Annotated in this window: 24 protein-coding genes and 1 tRNA gene; 21 read left to right on the plus strand and 4 right to left on the minus strand. The window is 44.2% G+C overall.

Going from position 1 to position 21,417, the window contains the following annotated elements:
* The first annotated feature begins 114 nt into the window (after positions 1–114).
* From KI742_RS00005 to KI742_RS00015, 3 genes are all read left to right on the plus strand, one after another.
* Positions 115–205 (plus strand) — tRNA-Ser (locus KI742_RS00005).
* Between the two features lie 277 nt (positions 206–482).
* On the plus strand, positions 483–1,244 hold the full coding sequence (locus KI742_RS00010) for a cytosolic protein (protein ID WP_213866828.1): 762 nt from the start codon (positions 483–485) through the stop codon (positions 1,242–1,244).
* Between the two features lie 103 nt (positions 1,245–1,347).
* Positions 1,348–2,379 (plus strand): hypothetical protein, encoded by a 1,032-nt coding sequence (locus KI742_RS00015; protein WP_005374275.1) that lies wholly within the window; start codon positions 1,348–1,350, stop codon positions 2,377–2,379.
* A 163-nt stretch (positions 2,380–2,542) separates the two neighbouring features.
* Here the strand turns inward: KI742_RS00015 and KI742_RS00020 are convergent, their stop codons facing one another.
* Together KI742_RS00020 and KI742_RS00025 are read right to left on the minus strand one after the other, a co-directional pair.
* Positions 2,543–2,899 carry a YibL family ribosome-associated protein gene (locus KI742_RS00020; protein WP_005374274.1) on the minus strand — a complete coding sequence of 119 codons (357 nt, stop codon included), beginning with the start codon at positions 2,897–2,899 and terminating at the stop codon, positions 2,543–2,545.
* A gap of 85 nt (positions 2,900–2,984) precedes the next feature.
* Complete coding sequence (locus KI742_RS00025) at positions 2,985–3,980, minus strand: 2-hydroxyacid dehydrogenase (protein ID WP_054579202.1); 996 nt, start codon at positions 3,978–3,980, stop codon at positions 2,985–2,987.
* Positions 3,981–4,221: 241 nt separating this feature from the next.
* Here KI742_RS00025 and KI742_RS00030 point away from each other — a divergent pair, with 241 nt between their 5' ends.
* A complete protein-coding gene (locus KI742_RS00030) occupies positions 4,222–4,704 on the plus strand; it encodes a murein L,D-transpeptidase family protein (protein ID WP_285385014.1) in 483 nt (160 codons plus the stop codon).
* A gap of 35 nt (positions 4,705–4,739) precedes the next feature.
* On the opposite strand, the gene KI742_RS00035 is transcribed toward KI742_RS00030, so the two are convergent.
* The gene (locus tag KI742_RS00035; protein ID WP_225496557.1) at positions 4,740–5,450 is read right to left on the minus strand and encodes a glycerophosphodiester phosphodiesterase family protein; all 711 of its coding nucleotides are present in this window, start codon (positions 5,448–5,450) and stop codon (positions 4,740–4,742) included.
* A 228-nt stretch (positions 5,451–5,678) separates the two neighbouring features.
* Here KI742_RS00035 and KI742_RS00040 point away from each other — a divergent pair, with 228 nt between their 5' ends.
* From KI742_RS00040 to KI742_RS00080, 9 genes are all read left to right on the plus strand, one after another.
* Positions 5,679–6,344, plus strand: a complete 666-nt coding sequence (locus KI742_RS00040) for a response regulator transcription factor (RefSeq protein WP_258494034.1) — start codon at positions 5,679–5,681, stop codon at positions 6,342–6,344.
* A complete protein-coding gene (locus KI742_RS00045; protein WP_285385013.1) occupies positions 6,344–7,717 on the plus strand; it encodes a sensor histidine kinase in 1,374 nt (457 codons plus the stop codon). The genes KI742_RS00040 and KI742_RS00045 overlap by 1 nt, the downstream gene beginning before the upstream one ends.
* Before the next feature lie 207 nt (positions 7,718–7,924).
* A complete protein-coding gene (locus tag KI742_RS00050; RefSeq protein ID WP_054579204.1) occupies positions 7,925–10,018 on the plus strand; it encodes a TonB-dependent siderophore receptor in 2,094 nt (697 codons plus the stop codon).
* Positions 10,019–10,092: 74 nt separating this feature from the next.
* Positions 10,093–10,860 carry a DUF3450 domain-containing protein gene (locus KI742_RS00055; protein ID WP_005374260.1) on the plus strand — a complete coding sequence of 256 codons (768 nt, stop codon included), beginning with the start codon at positions 10,093–10,095 and terminating at the stop codon, positions 10,858–10,860.
* Positions 10,861–12,228, plus strand: a complete 1,368-nt coding sequence (locus tag KI742_RS00060) for a MotA/TolQ/ExbB proton channel family protein (RefSeq protein ID WP_042523423.1) — start codon at positions 10,861–10,863, stop codon at positions 12,226–12,228.
* Complete coding sequence (locus KI742_RS00065; RefSeq protein ID WP_017635540.1) at positions 12,228–12,782, plus strand: MotA/TolQ/ExbB proton channel family protein; 555 nt, start codon at positions 12,228–12,230, stop codon at positions 12,780–12,782. Before KI742_RS00060 ends, KI742_RS00065 begins: the two co-directional genes overlap by 1 nt.
* Positions 12,779–13,183, plus strand: a complete 405-nt coding sequence (locus KI742_RS00070; RefSeq protein WP_005374257.1) for a biopolymer transporter ExbD — start codon at positions 12,779–12,781, stop codon at positions 13,181–13,183. Before KI742_RS00065 ends, KI742_RS00070 begins: the two co-directional genes overlap by 4 nt.
* Entirely contained in the window at positions 13,183–13,803 is a 621-nt protein-coding gene (locus KI742_RS00075) for an energy transducer TonB (protein ID WP_005374256.1), read from the plus strand. The genes KI742_RS00070 and KI742_RS00075 overlap by 1 nt, the downstream gene beginning before the upstream one ends.
* Positions 13,800–14,972 (plus strand): hypothetical protein, encoded by a 1,173-nt coding sequence (locus KI742_RS00080; protein ID WP_017635539.1) that lies wholly within the window; start codon positions 13,800–13,802, stop codon positions 14,970–14,972. Before KI742_RS00075 ends, KI742_RS00080 begins: the two co-directional genes overlap by 4 nt.
* Positions 14,973–15,039: 67 nt before the next feature.
* Here KI742_RS00080 and KI742_RS00085 read toward each other — a convergent pair whose 3' ends face one another.
* Complete coding sequence (locus KI742_RS00085) at positions 15,040–15,528, minus strand: hypothetical protein (protein WP_042523421.1); 489 nt, start codon at positions 15,526–15,528, stop codon at positions 15,040–15,042.
* Between the two features lie 379 nt (positions 15,529–15,907).
* On the opposite strand from KI742_RS00085, the gene KI742_RS00090 reads away from it, so the two are divergent.
* From KI742_RS00090 to KI742_RS00125, 8 genes are read left to right on the plus strand one after another with little or no spacing between them, the layout of a single operon-like run.
* Complete coding sequence (locus tag KI742_RS00090; RefSeq protein WP_285385011.1) at positions 15,908–16,537, plus strand: PepSY-associated TM helix domain-containing protein; 630 nt, start codon at positions 15,908–15,910, stop codon at positions 16,535–16,537.
* A gap of 21 nt (positions 16,538–16,558) precedes the next feature.
* Positions 16,559–17,098, plus strand: coding sequence for a DUF2271 domain-containing protein (locus KI742_RS00095; protein WP_285385009.1), 540 nt, complete (start codon positions 16,559–16,561; stop codon positions 17,096–17,098).
* 15 nt (positions 17,099–17,113) lie between these two features.
* Positions 17,114–17,944, plus strand: a complete 831-nt coding sequence (locus KI742_RS00100) for a DUF4198 domain-containing protein (RefSeq protein ID WP_005374252.1) — start codon at positions 17,114–17,116, stop codon at positions 17,942–17,944.
* Positions 17,945–17,986: 42 nt separating this feature from the next.
* Entirely contained in the window at positions 17,987–18,307 is a 321-nt protein-coding gene (locus tag KI742_RS00105) for a hypothetical protein (RefSeq protein ID WP_005374251.1), read from the plus strand.
* The gene (locus KI742_RS00110) at positions 18,304–18,855 is read left to right on the plus strand and encodes a DUF6162 family protein (RefSeq protein WP_285385008.1); all 552 of its coding nucleotides are present in this window, start codon (positions 18,304–18,306) and stop codon (positions 18,853–18,855) included. Before KI742_RS00105 ends, KI742_RS00110 begins: the two co-directional genes overlap by 4 nt.
* A gap of 22 nt (positions 18,856–18,877) precedes the next feature.
* Positions 18,878–19,804: a metal ABC transporter solute-binding protein, Zn/Mn family gene (locus KI742_RS00115; protein ID WP_062730845.1), complete on the plus strand. Its 927-nt coding sequence runs from the start codon at positions 18,878–18,880 to the stop codon at positions 19,802–19,804.
* Positions 19,804–20,532, plus strand: coding sequence for a metal ABC transporter ATP-binding protein (locus KI742_RS00120; RefSeq protein ID WP_017635536.1), 729 nt, complete (start codon positions 19,804–19,806; stop codon positions 20,530–20,532). The genes KI742_RS00115 and KI742_RS00120 overlap by 1 nt, the downstream gene beginning before the upstream one ends.
* Positions 20,532–21,407 (plus strand): metal ABC transporter permease, encoded by an 876-nt coding sequence (locus KI742_RS00125; RefSeq protein ID WP_005393560.1) that lies wholly within the window; start codon positions 20,532–20,534, stop codon positions 21,405–21,407. Before KI742_RS00120 ends, KI742_RS00125 begins: the two co-directional genes overlap by 1 nt.
* Positions 21,408–21,417: the final 10 nt, after the last annotated feature.

Below are 21,417 nucleotides of genomic sequence, written 5' to 3' on the forward strand. Positions count from 1 at the left end.
GGACATCGACAGGCTTTAAACATCGCTTTCAAGTTTCCTTTTAATTGAGATAACTGAAGGCAAAACTAAAAATTAGCATCGATAGTATAAGACTAAGTTTTAGTGACAATTTGTGGAGAGATGGCTGAGTGGTTGAAAGCACCGGTCTTGAAAACCGGCATACGTTAATAGCGTATCTAGGGTTCAAATCCCTATCTCTCCGCCACTTTTAAAAAAACCGCTGTTCTTACAGCGGTTTTTTTGTATCTGCTGTTTTTTAACCGCTGTTATCGAAACTTCTAATTGGTTTTTCTCTAGCTCTTTCTCCAAGTTTTTGCGTACCTACATTGGGTTTAGTTTACGCAGTAATACCTTCAATCGAAGACATTTCCATACGTCTCATTTGGGCTTCAAATAGAGCTTTCTTAAGTCTCAACGTGGGATGCTTAAACGCATTTTGATAGAGTCCCAGTCTAAATACTGCAAATGTACTTGGAGAAAAAATGAAGCTACTTTACTGGTTAGATGAATGGCAAGCTCTTACTCAACAAGAACAAGAGATGGCTTTACCTATCTCTGGCTACGATTTACTTGATGATGTATTTGTGAAGTATGAACTCGTCGATCTTAACAAGCCATTGTTGTTCACATTTTCTCCTTCCGGTACTGATGTGCAGGTACAAGACTTAACTCCGGATTTTTCTCCTTGGGGCTACGAGCTCGGAATACAACAAAAAGTAAACATTATTGCCTTTCAACATTTAGGACAAAGTAATTGGTTCCGTAGTCGGAATTTGATTTTCTTTCTGGAGCAGCTATCTGAGTTGCTTCATCCCTTCAAATGTCGTTTGGGTTATGGGCAAAGTCGAGGTGGCTTTGCAATTGGCGCGTTCGCTAACTTGCTGAAACTAGAACATCTTTTGTTGTTTTATCCTGTTAGCACTAAAAATAAAGCGTTAGTGCCTTGGGATGATCGGCCGAGTACTGAGCTTGCTCAGCAGTTTGCTTGGGAAAGCGGCTACCATGATCGAGATTTGGGCAATGCCAAAGGTTATATTATTTATGACCCATCCAATCGCATTGATCGTCTTCATGCTGAACGTTATCCAGAGCTTACCCATTTAAAAGTCGTCGGTATGGGACACGGCACTCAATCCACACAATTAGATAAATTAGAATTTTTTAATCTGGTGGCGCAGGAGTTTGTTCGCCATCAAACCTTAGATATTGACCAATTTAATAAGCAAATTCACGCTTTGTTTTAAAAGAGGACTGATATCAGAGTCCCCTGTAACCAGGGGGAGATGATCACACACTAAAAACTAGATTTTTAACACAATTGCTAGGCGCAATTTAGATGGAGGATTAATGAAGTTACTGTACTGGTTGGATGAATGGCTGGCTCTTTCTCGTGAAGAACAGCAAACCAGGCTACCGATGTCCGGGGAGGACTTACTTGATGATGTATTTGTTAAGTATGAGTTTGTCGACCGCAATAAACCGTTGTTGTTCACCTTTTCCCCTGCTGGTACGAATCTACAAGTACAGGACTTACACTCAGACTTTGCGCCTTGGGGCTATCGCTTAGCCCAGAAACAAAAAGTAAATATTATTTCATTTCAGCACCTTGGGAAAAGTAATTGGTTTCGTAGCCGTAATTTAATTTTCTTTCTAGAGCAACTGTCGACTTTACTTGAGCCCTTTGAATGTCGTTTAGGCTATGGACTTAGCCGCGGTGGTTTTGCTATTGGTGCCTTTTCTAATCTATTAAAGTTGGATCAAGTATTGATGTTTCACCCGGTCAGCACAAAAAACAAAGTTTTGGTGCCATGGGATGATAGGCCAAGTACTGAACTTGCCCAACAATTTGATTGGGAAGGAAAGTATCACGACCTCGACCTTGGCGATGCAAAAGGCTATATCATTTATGATCCAACTAATGAAATCGACCGCCTTCACGCCAAACGCTACCCAGAGCTCACTCACTTGAGGGTCTTTGGGATGGGACATGGTACCCACGCGACGTATTTGAATAAATTCGGTTTTTATAAGCAAGTGGCCGTAGACTTTATACGTTATCAGAAGATAGATATAGCGCAGTTTCGTCATCAGACCAAAACGCTGCGCTTAAAAGAAGATTACTATCAGTGCCTTAACAAGGCGAATGCGAGTTCACAGCATCGTTTAAACTTACTGAGTACCGCTCATAATGTACTAATTGAAGAAAAGAAAGAACATGTGAAGGAGCATCAAGCGCAAATCGATATTCAGCCACTTGTTGATATTGCACTTAAGCATGAGTATGACAACCCGCAAGATGCAGTACAGCTTTTGGAAGTCGCTCAGCAGTTGGTTCCGAATGATCCCGTTGTGGAGCACAAGTTGCAGCAACTGTCGTAACGTTGAGATGTAATGCGGACGATATTGGTCGAAATAGGTCAGTGGCTTTTGTCGCTGGCCTTTTTAATAGCTTATGGATTGATATTTCGATGAAATCTAATGAAGCAGTACAAAATAAAAAGCCCAAGCAAATGCTTGGGCTCCATAAATGTTAATGCGAGTTTTAAAACTCTTTTGGCGCAAAGCCTGTCATCACATCAAGGCGAAGTTCTTTACCAACTTTTGTTAATGGGTGAACGATTACTAAGCCGCGTACGCGTTTTTTCAGTTTGCCGATGTCCGCTTGTTCTGCTTTGGTGATTTCACGAGAGAAAGGCATATCAAGTAAGCTTTTACGTTCTTTGTTCAGCTCATAGTTTTGCTTGTGCTTTAACTGGTTAAGCTTTTTGGTAAGCTGTTCTACTTCATCCGTGAACTTTGTAATCATTTCGTGATCACCACGAGAACGTGCCGCATCAAGTTTACGTTGGCATGTATCTAAACGGTTGTGCAGCTTTTGAATATCAGTTTTTATGCTCATGGTAATTTGGCTCAAATTTTAAATAGTCGAGGAGTATAGCATAGCTGAGATCACACGCTCTACTATACTTCTCGATTGTCTGGCTTTAGTTAATCAGTTCATTGCCCGATACGTTACCAGAGAAAAAGGCTTCGACGTTATCAAGCGTCACAGAGGCAATATTATTCAGTGCTTCGTGAGTCAAGAATGCTTGGTGGCCAGTAAACAGCACGTTATGACAAGCCGATAAACGGCGGAAAACATCATCTACAATGACATCGTTAGATTTATCTTGGAAGAATAAGTCTTTTTCATTGTCATACACGTCTAGGCCAAGCGCACCAATCTTACCTTGTTTCAACGCTTCTATCGCCGCTAGTGAATCTAGCAACTCGCCTCGACTGGTGTTAATGATCATTACACCATCTTTCATTTGCGCGAAGGCTTTTTCGTTCAATAAGTGATAGTTTTCTTCACTCATTGGACAATGGAGAGAGATAATATCCGCATTAGCGTAGATTTCTTCAAGCGAACAGTAACGGGCTCCCATTTCTAGCGCTAATGGGTTTTCGTAGGGGTCGTAGCAAAGCAGTTCCATGCCAAGCCCTTTGAAGATACGCATCGTTGCGATACCAATCTTACCCGTACCAATAACACCAACGGTTTTTCCGAAAAAGTTAAAGCCAACAAGACCTTCTAGCGAGAAGTTGGCGTCACGTGTCCGTTGGTAGGCCTTGTGAAGGCGGCGGTTTAGGCACATCATTAAACCAACCGTGTGCTCTGCCACTGCTTCTGGTGAGTAAGCAGGAACTCGAACCACTTGTAAGCCTAGTTCTTTGGCTGCTTGTTGATCAACTTTATCATATCCCGCGCAGCGCATAGCAATAAGCTTGGTCCCGCCCAGAGAAAGCTGTTTAAGGACAGGAGCTGAAAGATCATCATTAACAAACGCACATACGACATCACTGCCGTGCGCCATCTTGGCTGTTTTTTCGGTTAGTCGGAAGTCGTGATAGTGAAATTCAAAATCGCGGTTATTTTTAATTTTATTAAAAGAGGCTTCGTCGTAGGATTTTGCACTAAAAAAAGCAATGTTAATCATGGTTCCCTCTCAAAAAGTGCGGACTTTATAAATAAATATGCTTATAAAGTAATGCAACTTAGCCGCAATGAATAGAGAAATCTTCTCTTTGACTTTTGTTGTATCAAATAACGATAAGAAGTACGCCTTTCAGCGAGTCTATCTTATGGTTCCGCATTAGATACTGTTTGCTTTACGAGCATTAACTGACTAGCATTATCGCTCTTTTCTTGTTCACTTTATTAGCTTAGGCGTTACGACAATGTCAGTAAAATGGTGCTCTATGTTCTTGTGTTGTGTGTTTGCTTCTGGCGCTCACGCAGCTGTTGACCTCGTTAAAGTCGATAAGTCTAAGCGTCGAATGTATTTGATGGAACAAGGAGCAGTGCTAAAAGAATACCGAATTGCTTTAGGAGCGAACCCTCAAGGACATAAACAAGAAGAGGGAGACAATCGCACACCAGAGGGCGAATACACTCTAGATTATGTTATAGAGGACTCTGCTTTTTATCGTTCTGTGCATATCAGTTACCCTGATGCGATTGATACGTTGGAAGCGAAGCGCCGAGGTGTGTCCCCTGGAGGGAACATCAAAATTCATGGCTTAAAAAACGGTGAGAGTCAGTTGCCGATTTACATCCAAAGTTTTGATTGGACTAATGGGTGTATTGCGATTACCAACGAGGAGATGGACGAATTTATCCAGCTTGTCGAGATGGGGACACCAATTCAGATTGAGTGGTAACAAAAGGTCCCCTTTAATGTTCTGGCTCTTATAGGCTATGGCATAAAGCGCTGTGGATGATCACTAAAAATACCGTCTAACTGAGGCAGGTATTTCAGTTTATTTGGATTGTTCACCGTATAGCACATCACTTTGTAACCGGCTTGTTGGAGTTTGTTTATCTGGCGAGTACGAACCCAGTTAATGTTTAGGTTGCAGCTATAGGCACTAACTTCTTCCAAAAGGCGTTTATCTTTTCTCGTAAAGAATTCACTTAACACACCCAATCGGTAGCCACTGCAGTATTTGTGCATCGCTCTAATGACGTCATGACTAAAGCTCGATAGGAGTACATTCTCTTGCGGCATTGGACTTTTTGTTAACGCATTGGCGAGAGTCTGCGCCACTTCTTCCGCTGGATGGTTGTCTACTTTAACTTCGATATTCAAGTTAAGCTTATTCTCAGTAGCTAAAGTGAGCAGTTCATCTAGTGTCACGATCTTCTCGCCTGAAAAGTCTGTGCTAAACCAACTACCGAAATCTAATGCTTTTAACTCTTCCAGGGTGAGCTCATCAACACGGCCTTGTCCATTGCTGCATCGATTGACGGTATGATCATGGCAAACCACTAAAACATTATCTTTGGTAGGCTGTATATCCACTTCCACCCACCTCAACCCCAGGTCAATGGCTGCCTGAATGCTTATTTTTGTATTCTCAGGGTATGAACCTGCCACGCCACGGTGACCAATTAATAACGTTTCCATTCGCTTTATCTTTTCTTTGCGGTTGCCAGATTGTACTCGTTTTTTCTATGAAGATATATCTAGGTGCATATTGTTAGGAACCTTTAGTAAAAGTGAACATTAAACTCTAATGGCACGTTGTTGCTTCTTGGACTGAGTCCTGTGGACTCAAAGCATTAGAGTGTTAGTTGTTTAATTGGTAAATGAGTAATAAAATGCGAACCATTTTTATTTGAATGGTGAGTGGTAATGTCACGAGTTTTGATAGTCGATGATGACGTTCCTTTGTGTGAGCTGTTAGAAGCGGTTTTGCAAGAGGAGGGCTACATCGTCTCTTCTGTGCATTGCGGTGAAAGTGCGCTGCAATATATGGAAAAAACGCCTGTAGATCTTGTATTGCTTGATGTCATGTTACCAAACCTTAACGGCATGCAAGTTGCTCGTAGGATCTGTCAGCGCTTCGCGACACCTATTCTAATGCTTACCGCTCTCAACGATGAAAACTCGATGCTTGATGGTTACCAAGCGGGGGCCGATCAGTATATCGGAAAGCCTTTTAATGTCGCTGAGCTTCTAATGCGCATCAAAGCGATTCTTCGTCGTGTTGGCTTGGAACGTCAACGTCAGGCGATGTGTAGTACCGTTCAAACGATCAGTGACCAGCTTAATAGCTTACCCCTCACAAGTACGGAAGCTGAACTATTGAGCTACTTGGTAAAAAACCAAGGAGTCGTGATTTCAAAAGCAGAGCTTCAAACCGAAGTGTTAAAGAAAGAGCTGAGTCCTTTTGATCGCAACCTTGATATGCACATCAGTAACATACGTCGCAAGTTAGTTGAAGCGGGGCTTTCCAAGCAACATATCAAAACCTTCCGTGGCAAAGGTTACAGTTATTTAGAGGCTGTAAACCGTTAATGAAGCTCCGATGTCCACCTTTTATTGCAAAACGTAAAGATAGCTTAGCGTTCAAGTTATTTAGTTGCATGACCGCAATTGTCATTAGTATTTTGGTCGTGCAATCCTTAGCGGAACAAGCTCTGGTGAAAGCCATGTTGAAAGTGCCCGATAGTGTGCGAGAAGAAATGCTAGACCTTGCACATCAAGCCAATGTATTGATTGAGCACGGAGACATGGACGAACTTGCTGACTGGGCAAATGCGCAAAACTTTTATTTATTTGTGTTGAATGAACATCAGCAACCAGTTACGCACCGTCTGATGCATCCGCACTTCGAGTTCAAACTTCAATTTAAGAGAAGCATTGATGATCAACTTGAGGGGAAAGTGAATCGCCCCATCATCAATATTCCTTTAGTTCATGGCAATACTTTAGTGATTCAATTGCCACATCGACTGCACCCTGCAAATGACTTCATTCTGTATTTCTCTATTCTCAAAGTCGTGATTGCAGTGGTTATTTTGGCGCTCTTTTCACTGCTAATGGCACGTAACTTACAGCAACCATTGGATCGATTGAGAGAAGCAAGCAAAAAGCTATCTAATGGAGATTTTAATGTCAGTGTCGTGAAAGAGCTGAAGTCGAGCACGCGTGAGTTTAACGAGTTAGCGCAAGATTTCGATCACATGACGCAACAGATTCATTCTCTCGCTGAAAAGCAGCGACTGCTTATAAGAGATGTCTCTCACGAATTGAGAACGCCGTTAGCGAGGCAGAACTTGGTTCTACATCTTTTGCGAAAGCGTGTTGGAGAAAGTGAGCAAAGCCTAGTGACAAGGCTAGAAGATGAAGCAAAAGAGCTGAACCATTTGATCAGCGATATATTGGAGTTCAGTCGCTTGGAAAATGCGCGCTTCGACAAAGCCACGAAACGCTGTGATTTAGAAGTTTTGCTCTCCCCGCAAGTAGAACGTTGCAAAATAGATTTGAAGTCAGAACAGACGTTGTCTTTCCGCTCAGAAGCTGTATGTGCTAAAGCCATTTGTGAAGAAATGCTGGTCATTCGTTGTTTGAACAATCTTATTGGTAATGCCATTAAATATTCAGGACAAGCATCTCAGATAGAAGTTTCTCTGGAAAATTATGTCAAAGAAGGGCAGCAGTTCACCACCATGTCAGTATCTGATGATGGGCCTGGTATTCCAGAGAACAAGCTGGTCGATATTTTTGATCCGTTTACACGCTTAGATGCTTCTAGAGATAAAAAGCTTGGTGGCTACGGTTTAGGTCTTGCGATTGTCAAAGAATCCATGCGTATTATGGGTGGAGCAGTCACGGCGAAAAACCGTGAGCAAGGTGGTTTGAGGGTTACTTTAGTGTTCAAGCAATAAGTATGATTAAGTCGTAATTTTTGTGATTAATGTCACATTATCATGGCGCATCATCAGAGAGTACTTTACAAAAGTTTGCAAATGCAAAGAATGTAAATTTAATGCAAATGGTAATACTTATCACTTATATTCACCCGCGAAATAATTAAGAGGGAATCGCATTCAACAAGTATGTGACCCGAAAAATAATAATCGGAGTGAAAGGATATGTTTACTAAGAGCCATTTGGCGTTAGTGATCGGTGCAGTGTTAGCAACACCTGCAGTGGCGGAAGTTCAAACAGACGAACATGTAGTTGTAGAAGGTCGAGAGTTCGGCTACAAGGCAGATACAAACAGTACAGCAATGCGCATGGAAATGACGCAGCTGGAAACGCCGGGACAAGTAGCGGTTATCGATGAAACGGTAATTGATGAGCAGCGTGCAAGTACACTTGGTGAAGTGCTACGTAACGATGCAAGTGTTAGCGCGGGTGGTACAAGCCGTAACCGCGAACGTTTCTCTCTACGTGGTTTTGAACTTAGCAGTTCAGACGGTTTTCTTCGTGATGGTCGCCAACACTGGTCACACTACCGTCAGCCAATTGAGCTTTTAGAGCGTGTTGAAGTGCTTAAAGGTCCATCAGGTCTGCTATACGGTAAATCTGAGCCGGGTGGCTTGGTAAACATGGTTTCGAAAAAACCAACAACTCAAACACAAGCAAGTTTGAGTCAAGATCTAGGTTCGAATGATCACTCACGCACTGTGCTTGATGTGAGTGGCGCGCTAAATGATGCAGAGACACTGCGTGCGCGCGCAATTTTTGCCAAAGAAAGCTACGGCTCTTGGCGCAGGTACGGTGATGGCACTGAGCCTAGAACAGATCGTACGGTAGCGGGCCTAGTGGTTGAGTACGACATCACCGACAACTTTATGGTGTCAGCGCATTACGATCGCACGAAAGACGATGGTAGCGTAGACTCTGGCGCATACATTGTTGATGGCAAAGCGGTTCGCGGTGATAAGTACATTTGGGATGCGCAGTGGTCTGAAATTGATAACGAAGTAGAAAACTACGGTGTCGATATTAATGCGCAAGTCACGGATAACGTGAACGTAAAAGCAGGTTACAACCGCCAAGACTTTAAGCGTTTTGATGTAGAGTCTTACCCTAAGTTTGATCAGTATGAAGAGTTAAATACGATTAAGCATCGAGGCAACGATCGCTCCGATAATTGGGTATTTGATACTGCATATATAGATGTGACGACGGACTTTACTTTGTTCGGTACGGAAAACACGTTGTTAGTGGGCGCTAACTACTTAGACTACAGTTATGATCGCTTTATGGCATTTCATAATGAGGCGAGTATTGCGCCAGGAGAAACGGTGCCTAAGCCTAGCTATAGTAGTTCGAGGAAATCACCAACAGCTGAGTACGATACTTGGGGTATCTACGCGCAAAATATGATGACGATTAATGATTACTGGCAAGTGCTTGCAGGTGTTCGTTATGACGAAAAGCGTGATGATGAACTGACCGAAAACCAAGTTTCTCCAAAGTTAGGTGTGATATTCCACCCATCGACGAATGGCTCGGTTTACGTTCAGTATTCTGAAAGCTTCATGCCTCAAGGTGAAGTCAGCAACGGTAGTCGTACCTACATCAATGAAGGTGAGAAACTCGACGCTGAGCGTGGTATCTCTTATGAAATCGGTACGAAGTGGGAACTGTTTGATCAGCGTTTATTTGTATCTGGTGCTGTGTTTGATATCACGTTAGAGAACATCTCGCTGGATGTTGAAAGCGGCAAAGACGCGGGCGGCAATCTCCTACACAAGAAAACGCAAGGTGGTGAGCAAGTTCACAAAGGCGCTGAGTTAATGGCTCAAGGTTTTGTGACCCCAGAGTTGTCGCTAACCGCTTCTGCAATGTATTTGGATGCAGAGCTTAAGAAGGCAGAAAGATATGAGGGCAACCGCCCTGTAGACGTGCCAGAGTTCTCGGCAAGCCTATGGTCTAGCTACAAGGTTCAAGACAACACTAACTTAAACCTTGGTTTGATTTATGAAGGTGATCGCTACGGTGATGCAAAAAACACCTTCAAGAAAGATGGCTACGCTCGCGTTGATATGGGCGTGTCATACAAACATAAGTACGATGAAAACTTGGATATCATTGCTCGATTCAATGTCGAGAATTTATTCGATACCGACTACTTCGCAGGTGGTGGTAGCACGAATGGCGAGCAAAAAGGTGCGAGTGGGGTTGTGGTTGGAGAAAGCCGCAACTACATGGCAACAATCCAGTTCAAGTACTGATAACAATTTGATTATTAAAGGGGAAGGGTAGTCTTCCCCTTTGGTCGTTTTTGGAACACAGAAATATAACTCGTATGAATCTAATGAAATCAAGTATCGCTCTGTTGATATCATCGGTTTTGATTCCCGCTCACGCGGCGAACTTAAACGATGCACAAGCTGTGCAGAGTAAAACAAACCAGTCGTCGGCGGTAAGCCAAAAACGTATTGATGCAAGCGCAGAAAAATCACTTACTCTAGAAGCTGAAATTGAGCAGCTGCAAGAAGAAGTCGGTAACTTGAAGATTTATCGCGATCATCTTGCAAGCCTTGTTGAGAGCCAAAATCAAGAAGTTGATAGCTTGAACGAGCAAATTGAACAGATTGCTCAAACTCGTCAAGGTGTCGTGCCTTTAATGTATCACATGCTTGAGGGCTTAAAAGTGCTCGTCGCTAACGACAAGCCTATACGCAAAGCGCAACGTGAGGAGCGAATTGCAAAGCTGGATTCCATGATGACGCGTGCAGACGTTGCGGATGCAGAGAAGTTTCGTCGTATTTTAGAAGCGTACCAAATTGAAATGGATTACGGCACCAAGCTTGGCGTTTACCAAGGCAAGATTAACCTGGGTGACAATGAAGCTGTGGAGGCGGACATTCTCTATTTAGGTCGTTTGTCTTTGGTAGCGCGTAGCTTATCTGGTGACACATTTTGGAGCTGGTCACAGCAACAACAAGCATGGCAACAAGTGGGTTCTGAGCAAAAATCAGAGCTAGACAAAGCGTTCGCTATGGCGAATAAACAGATCGCGCCGAGTATGTTAACTCTGCCAGTGTCGTTAACCGCTGCGGAGGGCAAATAAATGATGAAAAAATGGTTATCGGTTGCATTAATCTCGACAGCCGCATTAATGCCTTATACAACTTTTGCTAGTGATGCGTTGTTACAAAAGGCGCAGCAAGAAAATCGTCAACAGCAATCGCACAATGTCGCGCGTGAATCAGGTTTTAAGCAAACAGAGCAAGACCTACAGGCTATAAAGAATAAATTGGTGGCAGAGCGTGCTGCTCTTCAAGCAGAGGCGGACTCATTAAGTGTTACCTTCGGTGAAAATGAAGCAGAACTGGCACAGCTAGAAGAAAAGTTGCGTCTAGAAACCGGGAGCCTAGGTGAGTTATTTGGCGTCGTTCGCCAGAACGCAAAAGAGCTAGAGTCTGAGCTAAAAAGCTCAGTAACCGGTGTAGATGCAAACTCATATCAGAAAGATATCGATGCTATTGTTGCGGCTAAATCACTGCCAACGTTGACCCAACTTCAGGCGATGTGGCGCAGCATGGAAGAACAAATCAAAGCAAGCGGTGAAATGGCAAACGTCTCTTTCACACTGCTAAATGGCGAGGGTCGTGAACAAACGGTTAGTGGTGTTCGTCTTGGTTCTATGGCGCTGCTGGATGACACTGGCTACGTTAAGTGGAATGGTCAACGCGGAGATGCGGTAAACTATCTTCGTCAGCCTGAAAGCGGTCCAACAGCGAATACTATTTCCTCTGGTGACATTGATGCGCTTGTCATAGATCCGTCACGTGGCATTCTTCTTGAGCAGCTCGCAAACTCACCGACTTTGGCTGATCGCCTAAATGCGGGTGGCGTTGTCGGCAAAATCATCCTTGGTTTATTGGCTATCGGCCTATTGATTGCGCTCGTACGTGGTGCATCTCTGATGATTTCGCGCCAGAAAATCATGAAGCAACTGAAAACCCCAGCGCAGCCAGGAAACAACCCTTTGGGTCGCGTGCTTGCGGTATACCAGAAAGACAAGCATCGCAGCGTAGAAGCGTTAGAACTACGTCTTTTGGAAGCCGTTGTTGATGAGCAAACCCACCTAGAAAAAGGGTTGTCGATGCTTAAGCTTCTTGCTGCTCTAGCTCCTATGCTTGGCCTACTAGGCACGGTAACGGGTATGATCGAAACCTTCCAAGTCATCACTCAATTTGGTAATGGTGATCCGAAAGTAATGGCGGGTGGTATTTCAATGGCACTTGTGACTACCGTACTTGGCCTTGTTTCAGCCATGCCTTTGCTATTAGCGCACAACGTATTGAGCTCTCAAGCAGAAAATATTCGCAGTATCTTAGAAAAACAAGGCATCGGTTTAGTTGCAGAACAAGCTGAGCGTGATATGCCGAATAACAAAAGTCACTCTAACACCTTAGCGGAGAACGCAGCGTAATGGAGCAGATCCTACTCAGCACATTGGGTTTGATCAGTGAGGATTGGGCCACAACCTTGATGAGCTTTATGCAGCAAGGTGGTCAAATCCTATGGTGGCTGGCCGCCGTCGTGGCGGTGTGCTGGCTGTTGGTTATGGAGCGAGTTATTTATCTCACAACGGTTTTCCCTGGGGTAAAAAAACAGCTTTGTGAGCAGTGGCAAGCAAGATCAGAGCACCACTCTTGGTACGCGCATCAAATCCGTGAAGGATGGATTGCAAAAGCGCAAATCGAACTACGCCAAAACCTATCGACTATTAAGCTACTTGTGGCGGTTTGCCCAATGCTAGGGTTGTTAGGGACGGTGACAGGCATGATTACGGTGTTTGACGTAATGGCATCGCAAGGCAGCAGCAATCCGAAATTGATGGCTTCTGGTATCTCACTTGCTACGCTGCCAACCATGGCAGGTATGGTAGCAGCGCTTGCGGGCATGTTTATTCATGCTCGCCTTAGCAAAGTGTGTGAACGAAAAGCTATCCAGTTAGAACAATCTTTAAGGAGTCAAAAGTGAGACTCGGACGCAGACCTAACCAACAAGATGAAGCTCAAGTCGATTTAACCTCGATGCTTGATATCGTCTTCATCATGTTGATCTTCTTCATTGTGACCAGTTCGTTTGTACGTGAATCCGGTGTAGAAGTGAATCGCCCCCAGGCTTCTAATGTAGTAAGTCAAAAAGACGCGGGCATTTTTATCGCAGTAACGGCAGCGAATGATGTGTACATTGACAAACGAGTGGTTGATATTGAGCGTGTTGAGGCCTCTATTGAGCACCTGTTACTTGATCAACCTGATGCCTCGTTAGTTATCCAAGCTGACGAGCATGCTTACAATGGCACTGTCGTGAAAGTGATGGACGCTGCAAAGGCGGCGGGTGTGAAGAACATTGCATTGGCGGCGGAGAAACCTTAATGGGCAGGCTGTTACTTGCACTACCAGCATCACTGTTAATTTCTGTGAGCTTGTTTAGCTTTATGGCGTGGATGGTTGATAAAGGCAACCAGCGTGCACCAGAAGCTTCAGAAGCCGTTCGTTTTGATATGGTGATGGTAGAGAATGAAGCAGACGTGCAGCGTCGTCAACGTTCAGTGCCGGAGCAACCAGAACCACCTCAAGCGCCGGAGCCAATGGATCTGTCTCAAGCTGACACTCAAATGGAACCAATGAGTCAGATGACGCCAGTCAGTGCTTTAGGTTTAAACACAGCCCTTGAAGGCATCGCGATTAGCGCCCCAAACTTGAAGGGAACAATGGGCAACCAGCAAGCACTGCCGTTGTATCGTGTTGATCCTCGCTATCCAAGTAAGGCGCTGAAACGTAGAGTGGAAGGTTATGTCATTATGCGTTTCACGATCGATGCAACTGGACGACCAAAAGATATTGAAGTGATCGAGGCTGAGCCCGAGCGCATGTTTGAAAGGGAAGCAATCCGTGCGCTTAAAAAATGGAAGTATCAGCCAAAAGTTGAGGATGGTGTGTCAATTGAGCAGTTCGGACAAACCGCTAAAGTGGAGTTCAAGTTAGCCAAATGATGAAAAAATTCTTAATCGGTACGGTATTAAGCCTGAGTGCACTCTCAACCATTGCCAGTGAGTTAAGCCAATACACCGCAGCGAGAGTTCAACGAGCACACAACTTGGCTCAAGAGGAGAAACTAAAAGAAGCGATTTCATCTCTTGAAGCTATGGAGCTTTCTCGTGGATATGACCAAGCTTATGTCGCTCGAATGTTGGGTATTTTTTACTGGCAGAACGAGCAAACTCAAGCGGCGATTAAGCAACTTGAGTTGGCAGTCAATAGTGGTTTGCTACAAGATGAGCAAGCATGGCAAACCCGAAAAATGTTGGCTGATATACTGCTGAACGAGCAACGTTTTTCTAAGGCTTTACCTCATTACTATGCCTTGAGCAAAAACATTCCTAAAGGTCAAAAAGCGCATGAGCTATGGCTGCGTATTTCCCAATCTCATTATCAACTGAGTCAGTGGCAAAAAGTGCTTTCAGCAATGGCTCGTTATGAGAAATTTGGTCAGCCAGACAAGCTTGGCGCATTGTCGATAAAGCTTTCTGCTGAGCTAGAACTGAAAAAGTGGAAGCCGGCAATCTCGACCATCAAACGCTTAATCGTGATTGAACCTGAGCGAATTGAATGGTGGCGTCAGCTTGTTGCTCTATACCTACGGGTTGATGACAACAAACGTGCCCTAGACTCTTTGGCGTTGGCAAAACTGAAAGGGTTACAACTTAGCCAAGATGACTTAAAGCTGCTGGCACAATTGTACGCGAAACGAGGTATTCCTGAGAGAGCTGCGTTGGTGATGAACGAGCTAGAGGATGTAAACTCGAATAGTAAGCTAAAAGCTCAGCAAGCAACGTATTGGCAAATGGCAAAAGAGTGGGAAGAGTCTATTGATAGCTGGCGTATTGCAGCTCAGCTAGATAGGCAGTATTACTGGAACTATTCTCAACTGTTGGTGCAAGAAGGCCATTATAAAGATGCCATTGCCGCGCTCGATAAGGTCAGAGGTCGTAAAGCGGATGTTGCACTTATCAAAACTCGCGCTTACTACAAACTTAAGCGGTTTGACGATGCGCTCGCTAATGCCAAAAGAGCGAATGAGATTAAGCCATCGAATCAGGCAAAGAGTTGGGTTAAGTATCTATCACAGCTACGCAAAGTAGAATCGACGCAGAACTCATAGCGAACATTTTTATTAAATACCCGAGCTCAGTCTCGGGTATTTTTTTGTCTAAAGTCATAAAGGCTATTTATTGTATGAGCTTTTCATAAAAAGCTAATGCATCAAATGGTCGGGAGAAAAAAGGGCTTTTCTCTATATATTCTTGATGTACCTTGCTCAGTGTTTCAAACTTTTCTCTCGATGTAGGTTCGATATGAAAAGTTAGGCTTTCAGTCGATTCTACAAGCTTTAATGTTGAGGTTCTTGAAGCGTTATTTTTTGCTATTAATAGATAATATGCTAGCTCTTGCTTCTCTTTTAATACACAAGCCTCAAAAGCTTTCTCGCTTAAAAACGGCAGAACAGGAGTTAATGCTTCTATATGCTTCTTTGAATACTCTAGGGTTTGTTTGTCAGGTGTATTCTGGTCTGCCATAGATTCGCACAGCTTTATCTTAGCACCATAATTATCGATAGATTGGCTTACGTTGTTAAACAAACTGGCTTCAAACTTTTCACTTGCGAAAGTGACACTTGAGAAAAGTGATAAGAGAATTATTCCAACATTCTTGTTCATATTTTTCCTTCTGAACTACACCATAACGTTTGGCTAGCATCAGAAAATCTTCTCTATCTAACCCTACACTAACTTCTTAGCTTACCTTTTTTATCTAGTTTATGGATAGCTTTTAAGCTTTTCATTAAATATACATAAAGGCGCATTTTGGTGGAGTCTATCCCACTTTTTAGTATTGGAAATATCATTAAATTTTGAGTCATTAAAATTGATAGGGTTATTATCTAGAGGGTAGGCAATCGGTAACTCGCATTGGGCCAAATAGCTAAAACATGTGCAAGCCAAGCTGAATTGAAAAAGTAAACAATGTAAATTAAATGCCAATACGAATGATTATCACCTAAATTATGCCCCACATTTATTGGTGATGATTGTTTCTATGTTGCTTAAAAGCAAAGGTGTTCAAACTTGGGCTCGCCGCCTACATATCTATATTTCGATGGCTCTTCTCTTAGTTACGCTGTTTTTTGCAGTAACTGGTATTACCCTCAATCGCCCCGAATTGTTTGAACGCAGTGAACCTATCATTCAACAACATACTCTGACGGTTCCGCACTCAGTTCTATTCTCACATTCAGATACCTTTCAACCTAATCGTGAAGAACTGGTAGCTTTCTTGACTAAAGAAACCGAGCTTCGCGGCACTCCCTCCGCACTAGATGTGTATACCGAAGTTGAGCAAGGTGAGTTGTTACTCGGAGAGCTTTCTATGGATTTTAAAGGCCCGGGTTATAACGCTACGGTCTTTATTGATATGACTACTGGTGCAGCAGACGTCGAAACGACGCACTACGGTATTGTTGCGCTGCTGAACGATCTACATAAAGGACGCAACAGTGGTGGGATTTGGAAGTGGTTTATCGACGTCACTGCGCTTTTGATGGTGTTTTTTGTTCTTACAGGCGTGTGCTTGTTACTGCCTAAGAAGAAGACGCTCAGAACGTCAATGCAATGGATGAGCTTTGGTACGTTACTGCCGCTCGTAATTTATTTTGTTGCTGTTCCATAACAGCTTTTTTAGAGAACACTTATGTTGAACACAGGAAGATTTTTCCGCCGTAATCACTTTTGTAAAGCCGCTTTGATCGCGGCTTTTACTCCTTTCTCTCTTTCCGCGGCGCCTCTACCAGATAACGCGAAGGTCGACTTCGAACTCGAACTTCCAAAGATAGATACCTCAATGTATGCACGCCCTTATGTGGCGGTTTGGGTTGAAAACGATCAGCGTAAACCGGTTAAAACCATCCAGTTATGGGTAGGGAAAGACGAATGGTTAAAAGATCTACGCAGCTGGTGGAGAAAAGTGGGTCGTTATGATCGTGAACTTGTTGATGCGGTGACTTCTGCAACACGTCCTGCTGGTCAATACCGCTTTGTCTGGGATGGAACCAATGACGCAGGGGAGCGTTTGGAACAAGGAAATTACACGTTGTACGTCGAGGTCGTTCGTGAACACGGTGGGCGAAACTACTTACGTCAAAAAATAACGCTAGCGGACAGTGACGTGCGCTATGAGCTTAAACCAACACAAGAGACGGGTGTCATCACCGTCAATTATCAAGTTAAGTGATTAAAGGACACAACAATGAAAACCAAAATGAAAGCAGTGGCATTGGCGAGTGTAATGGCAATGGGATTGGCTGTAACCACCACCGCACAAGCACATCCACGTTGGGTTCTGCCCTCTCACTTTACGGTTTCTAAAGAAGGCGGTGACTGGCTGACATTTGATGTTACTGCCTCTCACGGAACGTTTGTTTTTGATAAGCCTGCGGGTAGTGATCAGGCATTTGTGGTGATGCCGGATGGCCGCTCTGAGCGTCCTAACTTTGTTGTTCGTGGCAAGCGTCGCTCTATGTTTGATTTCTTTTTTACAGAAGAAGGCACGCACAAAGTCGCGATTAATAATCAGCCGAGCTACTACACACAATACAAAGCGGGCCGTCGTGATACGGTGAAATGGGCGCGAGCAAACAAAGCTGAGCGTGGTGACGTGCTTCCTGAGCAAGCGCGTGATGTGGTTACTCAACTAAGTTACACCCGAGCAGAAAGCTACATTACGGTTGGTATGCCAACGGACAAAGCGTTGGAGATTGAAGGCAAAATGCTGGAGATGAAACCGATCACGCATCCATCGGACATCATTGAAGGTGAGCCTGTGACTTTCCAGTTTTTCTTTAACGGAGAGCCACAAGAGGGCGTTACTGCTGAGATTACACGTGAAGGTACCATGTACCGAAACCATCAAGAACAAATCGATGTGGTGAGCGATAAAGATGGCAAAGTGATCTTCACGCCAGAAGTCGCTGGGCGCTACTTAATGAAAGCGAACTACAAAGGTGAATTAAAAGATAATCCATTGGCGGATAAAGCGAGTGCCAATGTTCATCTTACGTTTGAAACTCAACTTAACTAATCGAATTAGGCTCAGCAATTGCTGGGCCATTTTGGAATTATCATGAATAACACTTCTCTTCTAAAAGCGGTTTTGCTTTTTTCTGGATTTGCGTCCTTTCACGCTGCTGCACATTTTCCTCTGATGAGCTGTCACTTGGCGCAAGATAAAGTGATTTGTGAAGCGGGCTACTCGGATGGATCGACAGCGGTCGACTACGATGTCGAAATGTACGATTACGACGACAATCTGATCGCCAAAGAAAAAACAGATAAGCGTTCCATCGCAGAATTTACTCACCCTGAAACAGATTTCTATTTGGTATTTGATGCCGGACATGAAAGCCCGGTGGAAGTGGATATCGTTGAGCTGAAAGAGAAATGAGTGTAAAGAAAGTTCGCCCTGATGATGGTAACCGAGAAGGAAAGTGGGTCGCACTGACAATCGCAGCGATTCTCAGTTCAGCAGCCATACTTATGCCCTACCATCAGGTCGCGACTGAAAAGCCAGACATGCAGTCTCATCAAGTGTTAATCACGGATTTACATCAAAACGAGTTGGGGTTGATCGCTGAACTTAAGCTCGCTCATGAAGAGATTCGTGATTTGCAGTTAGATACCGGAACTTGGCCTGAGATCTCTGATATGGAGGCGCTTTGGATTGCTCCTTTCGTGAAAGACCAAAATTGGAAGCGTAAAGGTTCTCATCAGTGGCAACGAATTGATGACGGTGTCTACATTGGCGTGAAGACCAGTGCCCAAGGCTCTGCTTCCATGCTGTTGGATAGCCGCAGTTCTCAAGCTGATATTTGGTTTAATGATTCTAGCCGTTCGTTAAATGTGGAGGGACTAAGCGAGCTAGCAAAACGCCACGATTTCGGTTGGAAACAAATCGTTGTGTCAGACTCTTCCTCTCACTCTCACGTCCATTAAGACAACATAATTGATAAGTACTATGATCAAACGCTCTCTTTTACGTCGTATTCTTACAGCCACCGCGTTATTGGCGGTGTCTTCTACAGGCTTTGCTGCCGAAAAACTCAGTATTGGTATTACGCTACAACCTTATTACAGCTATGTTAAAGCCGTTGTGGGTGAGAAGGCGGACATCATTCCTTTGGTTGATGCTGGTTTTAATCCTCACAACTATTTACCACAACCTAATGATCTTAAACGCTTAAATGAAATGGACGTAATAGTGATCAATGGTATTGGTCATGACGATTTTGCACTGAAAGTGATCAAGGCTTCTCAGCGTGATGATCTCGTGGTTATCGAAGCGAACAAAGAAGTGCCTTTATTGCCCGCTATGGGGCAGTCTGTTGGTCAAGGAGCAGTGAACCCTCACACCTTTGTCGGTCTATCAACAACCATTCAAAAGGTTTACACCATCGCGAGTGAGCTAAGCCAATTGGACCCAGACAATGCTACGTTCTATCGCCAAAATGCTCGTAAATACGCGAAAACATTTCGCCTGATGAAGCGTGATGCAATGTTGTCTCTTGGTGAGCTGGACACGGCTGGTATGAAGGTGGCGACAACCCACAATGCTTACGGATATATCCTTCAGGAGTTTGGTGTTGACGTTGCCGCTGTCATTGAGCCTGCTCATGGCGTTGAACCAAGTGCAAGTCAGCTACAGGAAACGATAGAGAAAATTCGTGAATCGGGCATTGATGTGCTGTTTTATGAGCTCAATATGCCGAATCGCTTTGTTGATACCATCGAAGAGGCGACTGGGGTGCAGCTTTATCGCTTTTCTCACATGACTCACGGTGAGTATGAGGCTGATAAAGTCGAGGTTGAGATGCGCGATAATGTGGAAACACTAATCGAAGCCATGAAATTTGTGGCGAGTAAGCGAGCAGGGGAAAAGGCGTAATGACCGGACCTTCCGTTTCCTTAAGTAACGTGGGCCTAAAATACGCCGACAATATCATTTTGCAGAACATCAGCGCCGAATTCGAGAACGCGAAATGTCACGTGATTATGGGACCGAACGGCGGTGGTAAAACCTCTTTGCTTCGTTCGGTACTTGGACTTACGCCATTTTCGGGAAACATTGCACTCAATTGGCCAGAGCCATCAGCTGCCTCGGGGAAGATAGGGTATGTGCCACAAAAAGCGATGTTTGAAGCAAGCCTCCCGTTAACCGTGATGGATTTTGTACTGCTTAACCAAACCCGTATCCCTCTATTTTGGCGACGTAAAACGAAACAAACTCAACATGCCCTGGCCCAGCTGGATCGCGTGGGTATGGCAACGCGTAGCGACCGTCGTATGGGGCAACTCTCTGGCGGTGAGCAACAGCGTGTTTTGTTTGCGCAAGCTTTACTGGATGAGCCCAATTTATTGGTTTTAGACGAACCTACAACTGGCATGGATGAGCAAGGTGTTCGATATCTTGAAGGTTTGATTCATGAAGTCGTTGGAGAAGGCAAAACGGTACTGGCAGTGCACCATGACGTGACCGCAGTGCGCCGTTTAGATGCGCAGGTCCATGTTGTAAATCGTCAAATTGTGGCGTCAGGGCACCATTCAGATGTACTAAGTCCTGATCGTATAGAAACATTATTCAAGCACTACACAGCAAAAGTGGAGGCTGCATAATGGATTGGTTGCGAGAGTTAGCGGTTAGCGGCGTTGAAGCTGGATGGTTAAGCGATAGCTTTTCTTATGCTTTCATGGTGAACGCAATTGTTGCAGCGCTGATATTAGGACCATTACTTGGTGGTCTTGGTACATTAGTCATCGCCAAGCGACTGGCTTTTTTCTCTGAAGCGGTTGGGCATGCTGCGCTTACCGGAATCGCGATTGGTGTGTTGCTCGGTGAGCCGCCAGAGAATCCGATCATCGGATTGTTTAGCTTTTGTATGATTTTTGCGCTGTTGCTTCACTTTGTTCGTAATCGTACGAATGTACCTTACGACACACTGGTTGGGGTTTTTCTTGCACTAGCGTTAGCGGTTGGTGCTGCGCTGTTAATGTACGTTGCTCGCAAGATCAACATTCACATGTTGGAGAACGTGTTGTTTGGCTCGATCTTGACTGTGACGGACAACGATATCCTTATTTTAGCGATCAGTTGTTTGATCATATTACTGCTTCTTATTCCAACGTTTAACCGCATTTTGCTAACTTGTATCAGCCCGGATATTGCACGTGTACGCGGCTTTAATACCAGCTTTTATGATTACTTATTTGTCATGATGATCACCTTGGTCACCATCGCCGCGGTAAAGATTATTGGCGCGGTATTGGTTGGTGCATTGCTACTGATTCCTGGTGCAACGGCTAGGTTATTGACTAAACGCATGGGCAGTTTTGTTCTCCTTTCTTCTTTATTGGCAACCATTGCGTGTTTAGTAGGAACCATACTGCCGATGGAGCTTGAGCTACCAGTGCCATCAGGCGCATCCATCATCATTGTTTCTGCGGCATTTTTCCTAACAGCAACGGTTTACCGAATTATCCAAAAAGCGTAACCCTTTTTAT

Source organism: Vibrio sp. D417a (assembly GCF_030248595.1).
GTDB lineage: Bacteria > Pseudomonadota > Gammaproteobacteria > Enterobacterales > Vibrionaceae > Vibrio > Vibrio alginolyticus.

Coding starts and splice junctions, on each gene's coding strand:
- KI742_RS00080 (WP_017635539.1), top strand. CDS start 13,800: ATGATGAAAAAATTCTTAATCGGTACGGTATTAAGCCTGAGTGCACTC.
- KI742_RS00035 (WP_225496557.1), bottom strand. CDS start 5,450: ATGGAAACGTTATTAATTGGTCACCGTGGCGTGGCAGGTTCATACCCT.
- KI742_RS00105 (WP_005374251.1), top strand. CDS start 17,987: ATGAATAACACTTCTCTTCTAAAAGCGGTTTTGCTTTTTTCTGGATTT.
- KI742_RS00045 (WP_285385013.1), top strand. CDS start 6,344: ATGAAGCTCCGATGTCCACCTTTTATTGCAAAACGTAAAGATAGCTTA.
- KI742_RS00120 (WP_017635536.1), top strand. CDS start 19,804: ATGACCGGACCTTCCGTTTCCTTAAGTAACGTGGGCCTAAAATACGCC.
- KI742_RS00090 (WP_285385011.1), top strand. CDS start 15,908: ATGTTGCTTAAAAGCAAAGGTGTTCAAACTTGGGCTCGCCGCCTACAT.
- KI742_RS00010 (WP_213866828.1), top strand. CDS start 483: ATGAAGCTACTTTACTGGTTAGATGAATGGCAAGCTCTTACTCAACAA.
- KI742_RS00055 (WP_005374260.1), top strand. CDS start 10,093: ATGAATCTAATGAAATCAAGTATCGCTCTGTTGATATCATCGGTTTTG.
- KI742_RS00040 (WP_258494034.1), top strand. CDS start 5,679: ATGTCACGAGTTTTGATAGTCGATGATGACGTTCCTTTGTGTGAGCTG.
- KI742_RS00015 (WP_005374275.1), top strand. CDS start 1,348: ATGAAGTTACTGTACTGGTTGGATGAATGGCTGGCTCTTTCTCGTGAA.
- KI742_RS00065 (WP_017635540.1), top strand. CDS start 12,228: ATGGAGCAGATCCTACTCAGCACATTGGGTTTGATCAGTGAGGATTGG.
- KI742_RS00110 (WP_285385008.1), top strand. CDS start 18,304: ATGAGTGTAAAGAAAGTTCGCCCTGATGATGGTAACCGAGAAGGAAAG.
- KI742_RS00060 (WP_042523423.1), top strand. CDS start 10,861: ATGATGAAAAAATGGTTATCGGTTGCATTAATCTCGACAGCCGCATTA.
- KI742_RS00085 (WP_042523421.1), bottom strand. CDS start 15,528: ATGAACAAGAATGTTGGAATAATTCTCTTATCACTTTTCTCAAGTGTC.
- KI742_RS00095 (WP_285385009.1), top strand. CDS start 16,559: ATGTTGAACACAGGAAGATTTTTCCGCCGTAATCACTTTTGTAAAGCC.
- KI742_RS00125 (WP_005393560.1), top strand. CDS start 20,532: ATGGATTGGTTGCGAGAGTTAGCGGTTAGCGGCGTTGAAGCTGGATGG.
- KI742_RS00115 (WP_062730845.1), top strand. CDS start 18,878: ATGATCAAACGCTCTCTTTTACGTCGTATTCTTACAGCCACCGCGTTA.
- KI742_RS00100 (WP_005374252.1), top strand. CDS start 17,114: ATGAAAACCAAAATGAAAGCAGTGGCATTGGCGAGTGTAATGGCAATG.
- KI742_RS00020 (WP_005374274.1), bottom strand. CDS start 2,899: ATGAGCATAAAAACTGATATTCAAAAGCTGCACAACCGTTTAGATACA.
- KI742_RS00050 (WP_054579204.1), top strand. CDS start 7,925: ATGTTTACTAAGAGCCATTTGGCGTTAGTGATCGGTGCAGTGTTAGCA.
- KI742_RS00025 (WP_054579202.1), bottom strand. CDS start 3,980: ATGATTAACATTGCTTTTTTTAGTGCAAAATCCTACGACGAAGCCTCT.
- KI742_RS00030 (WP_285385014.1), top strand. CDS start 4,222: ATGTCAGTAAAATGGTGCTCTATGTTCTTGTGTTGTGTGTTTGCTTCT.
- KI742_RS00075 (WP_005374256.1), top strand. CDS start 13,183: ATGGGCAGGCTGTTACTTGCACTACCAGCATCACTGTTAATTTCTGTG.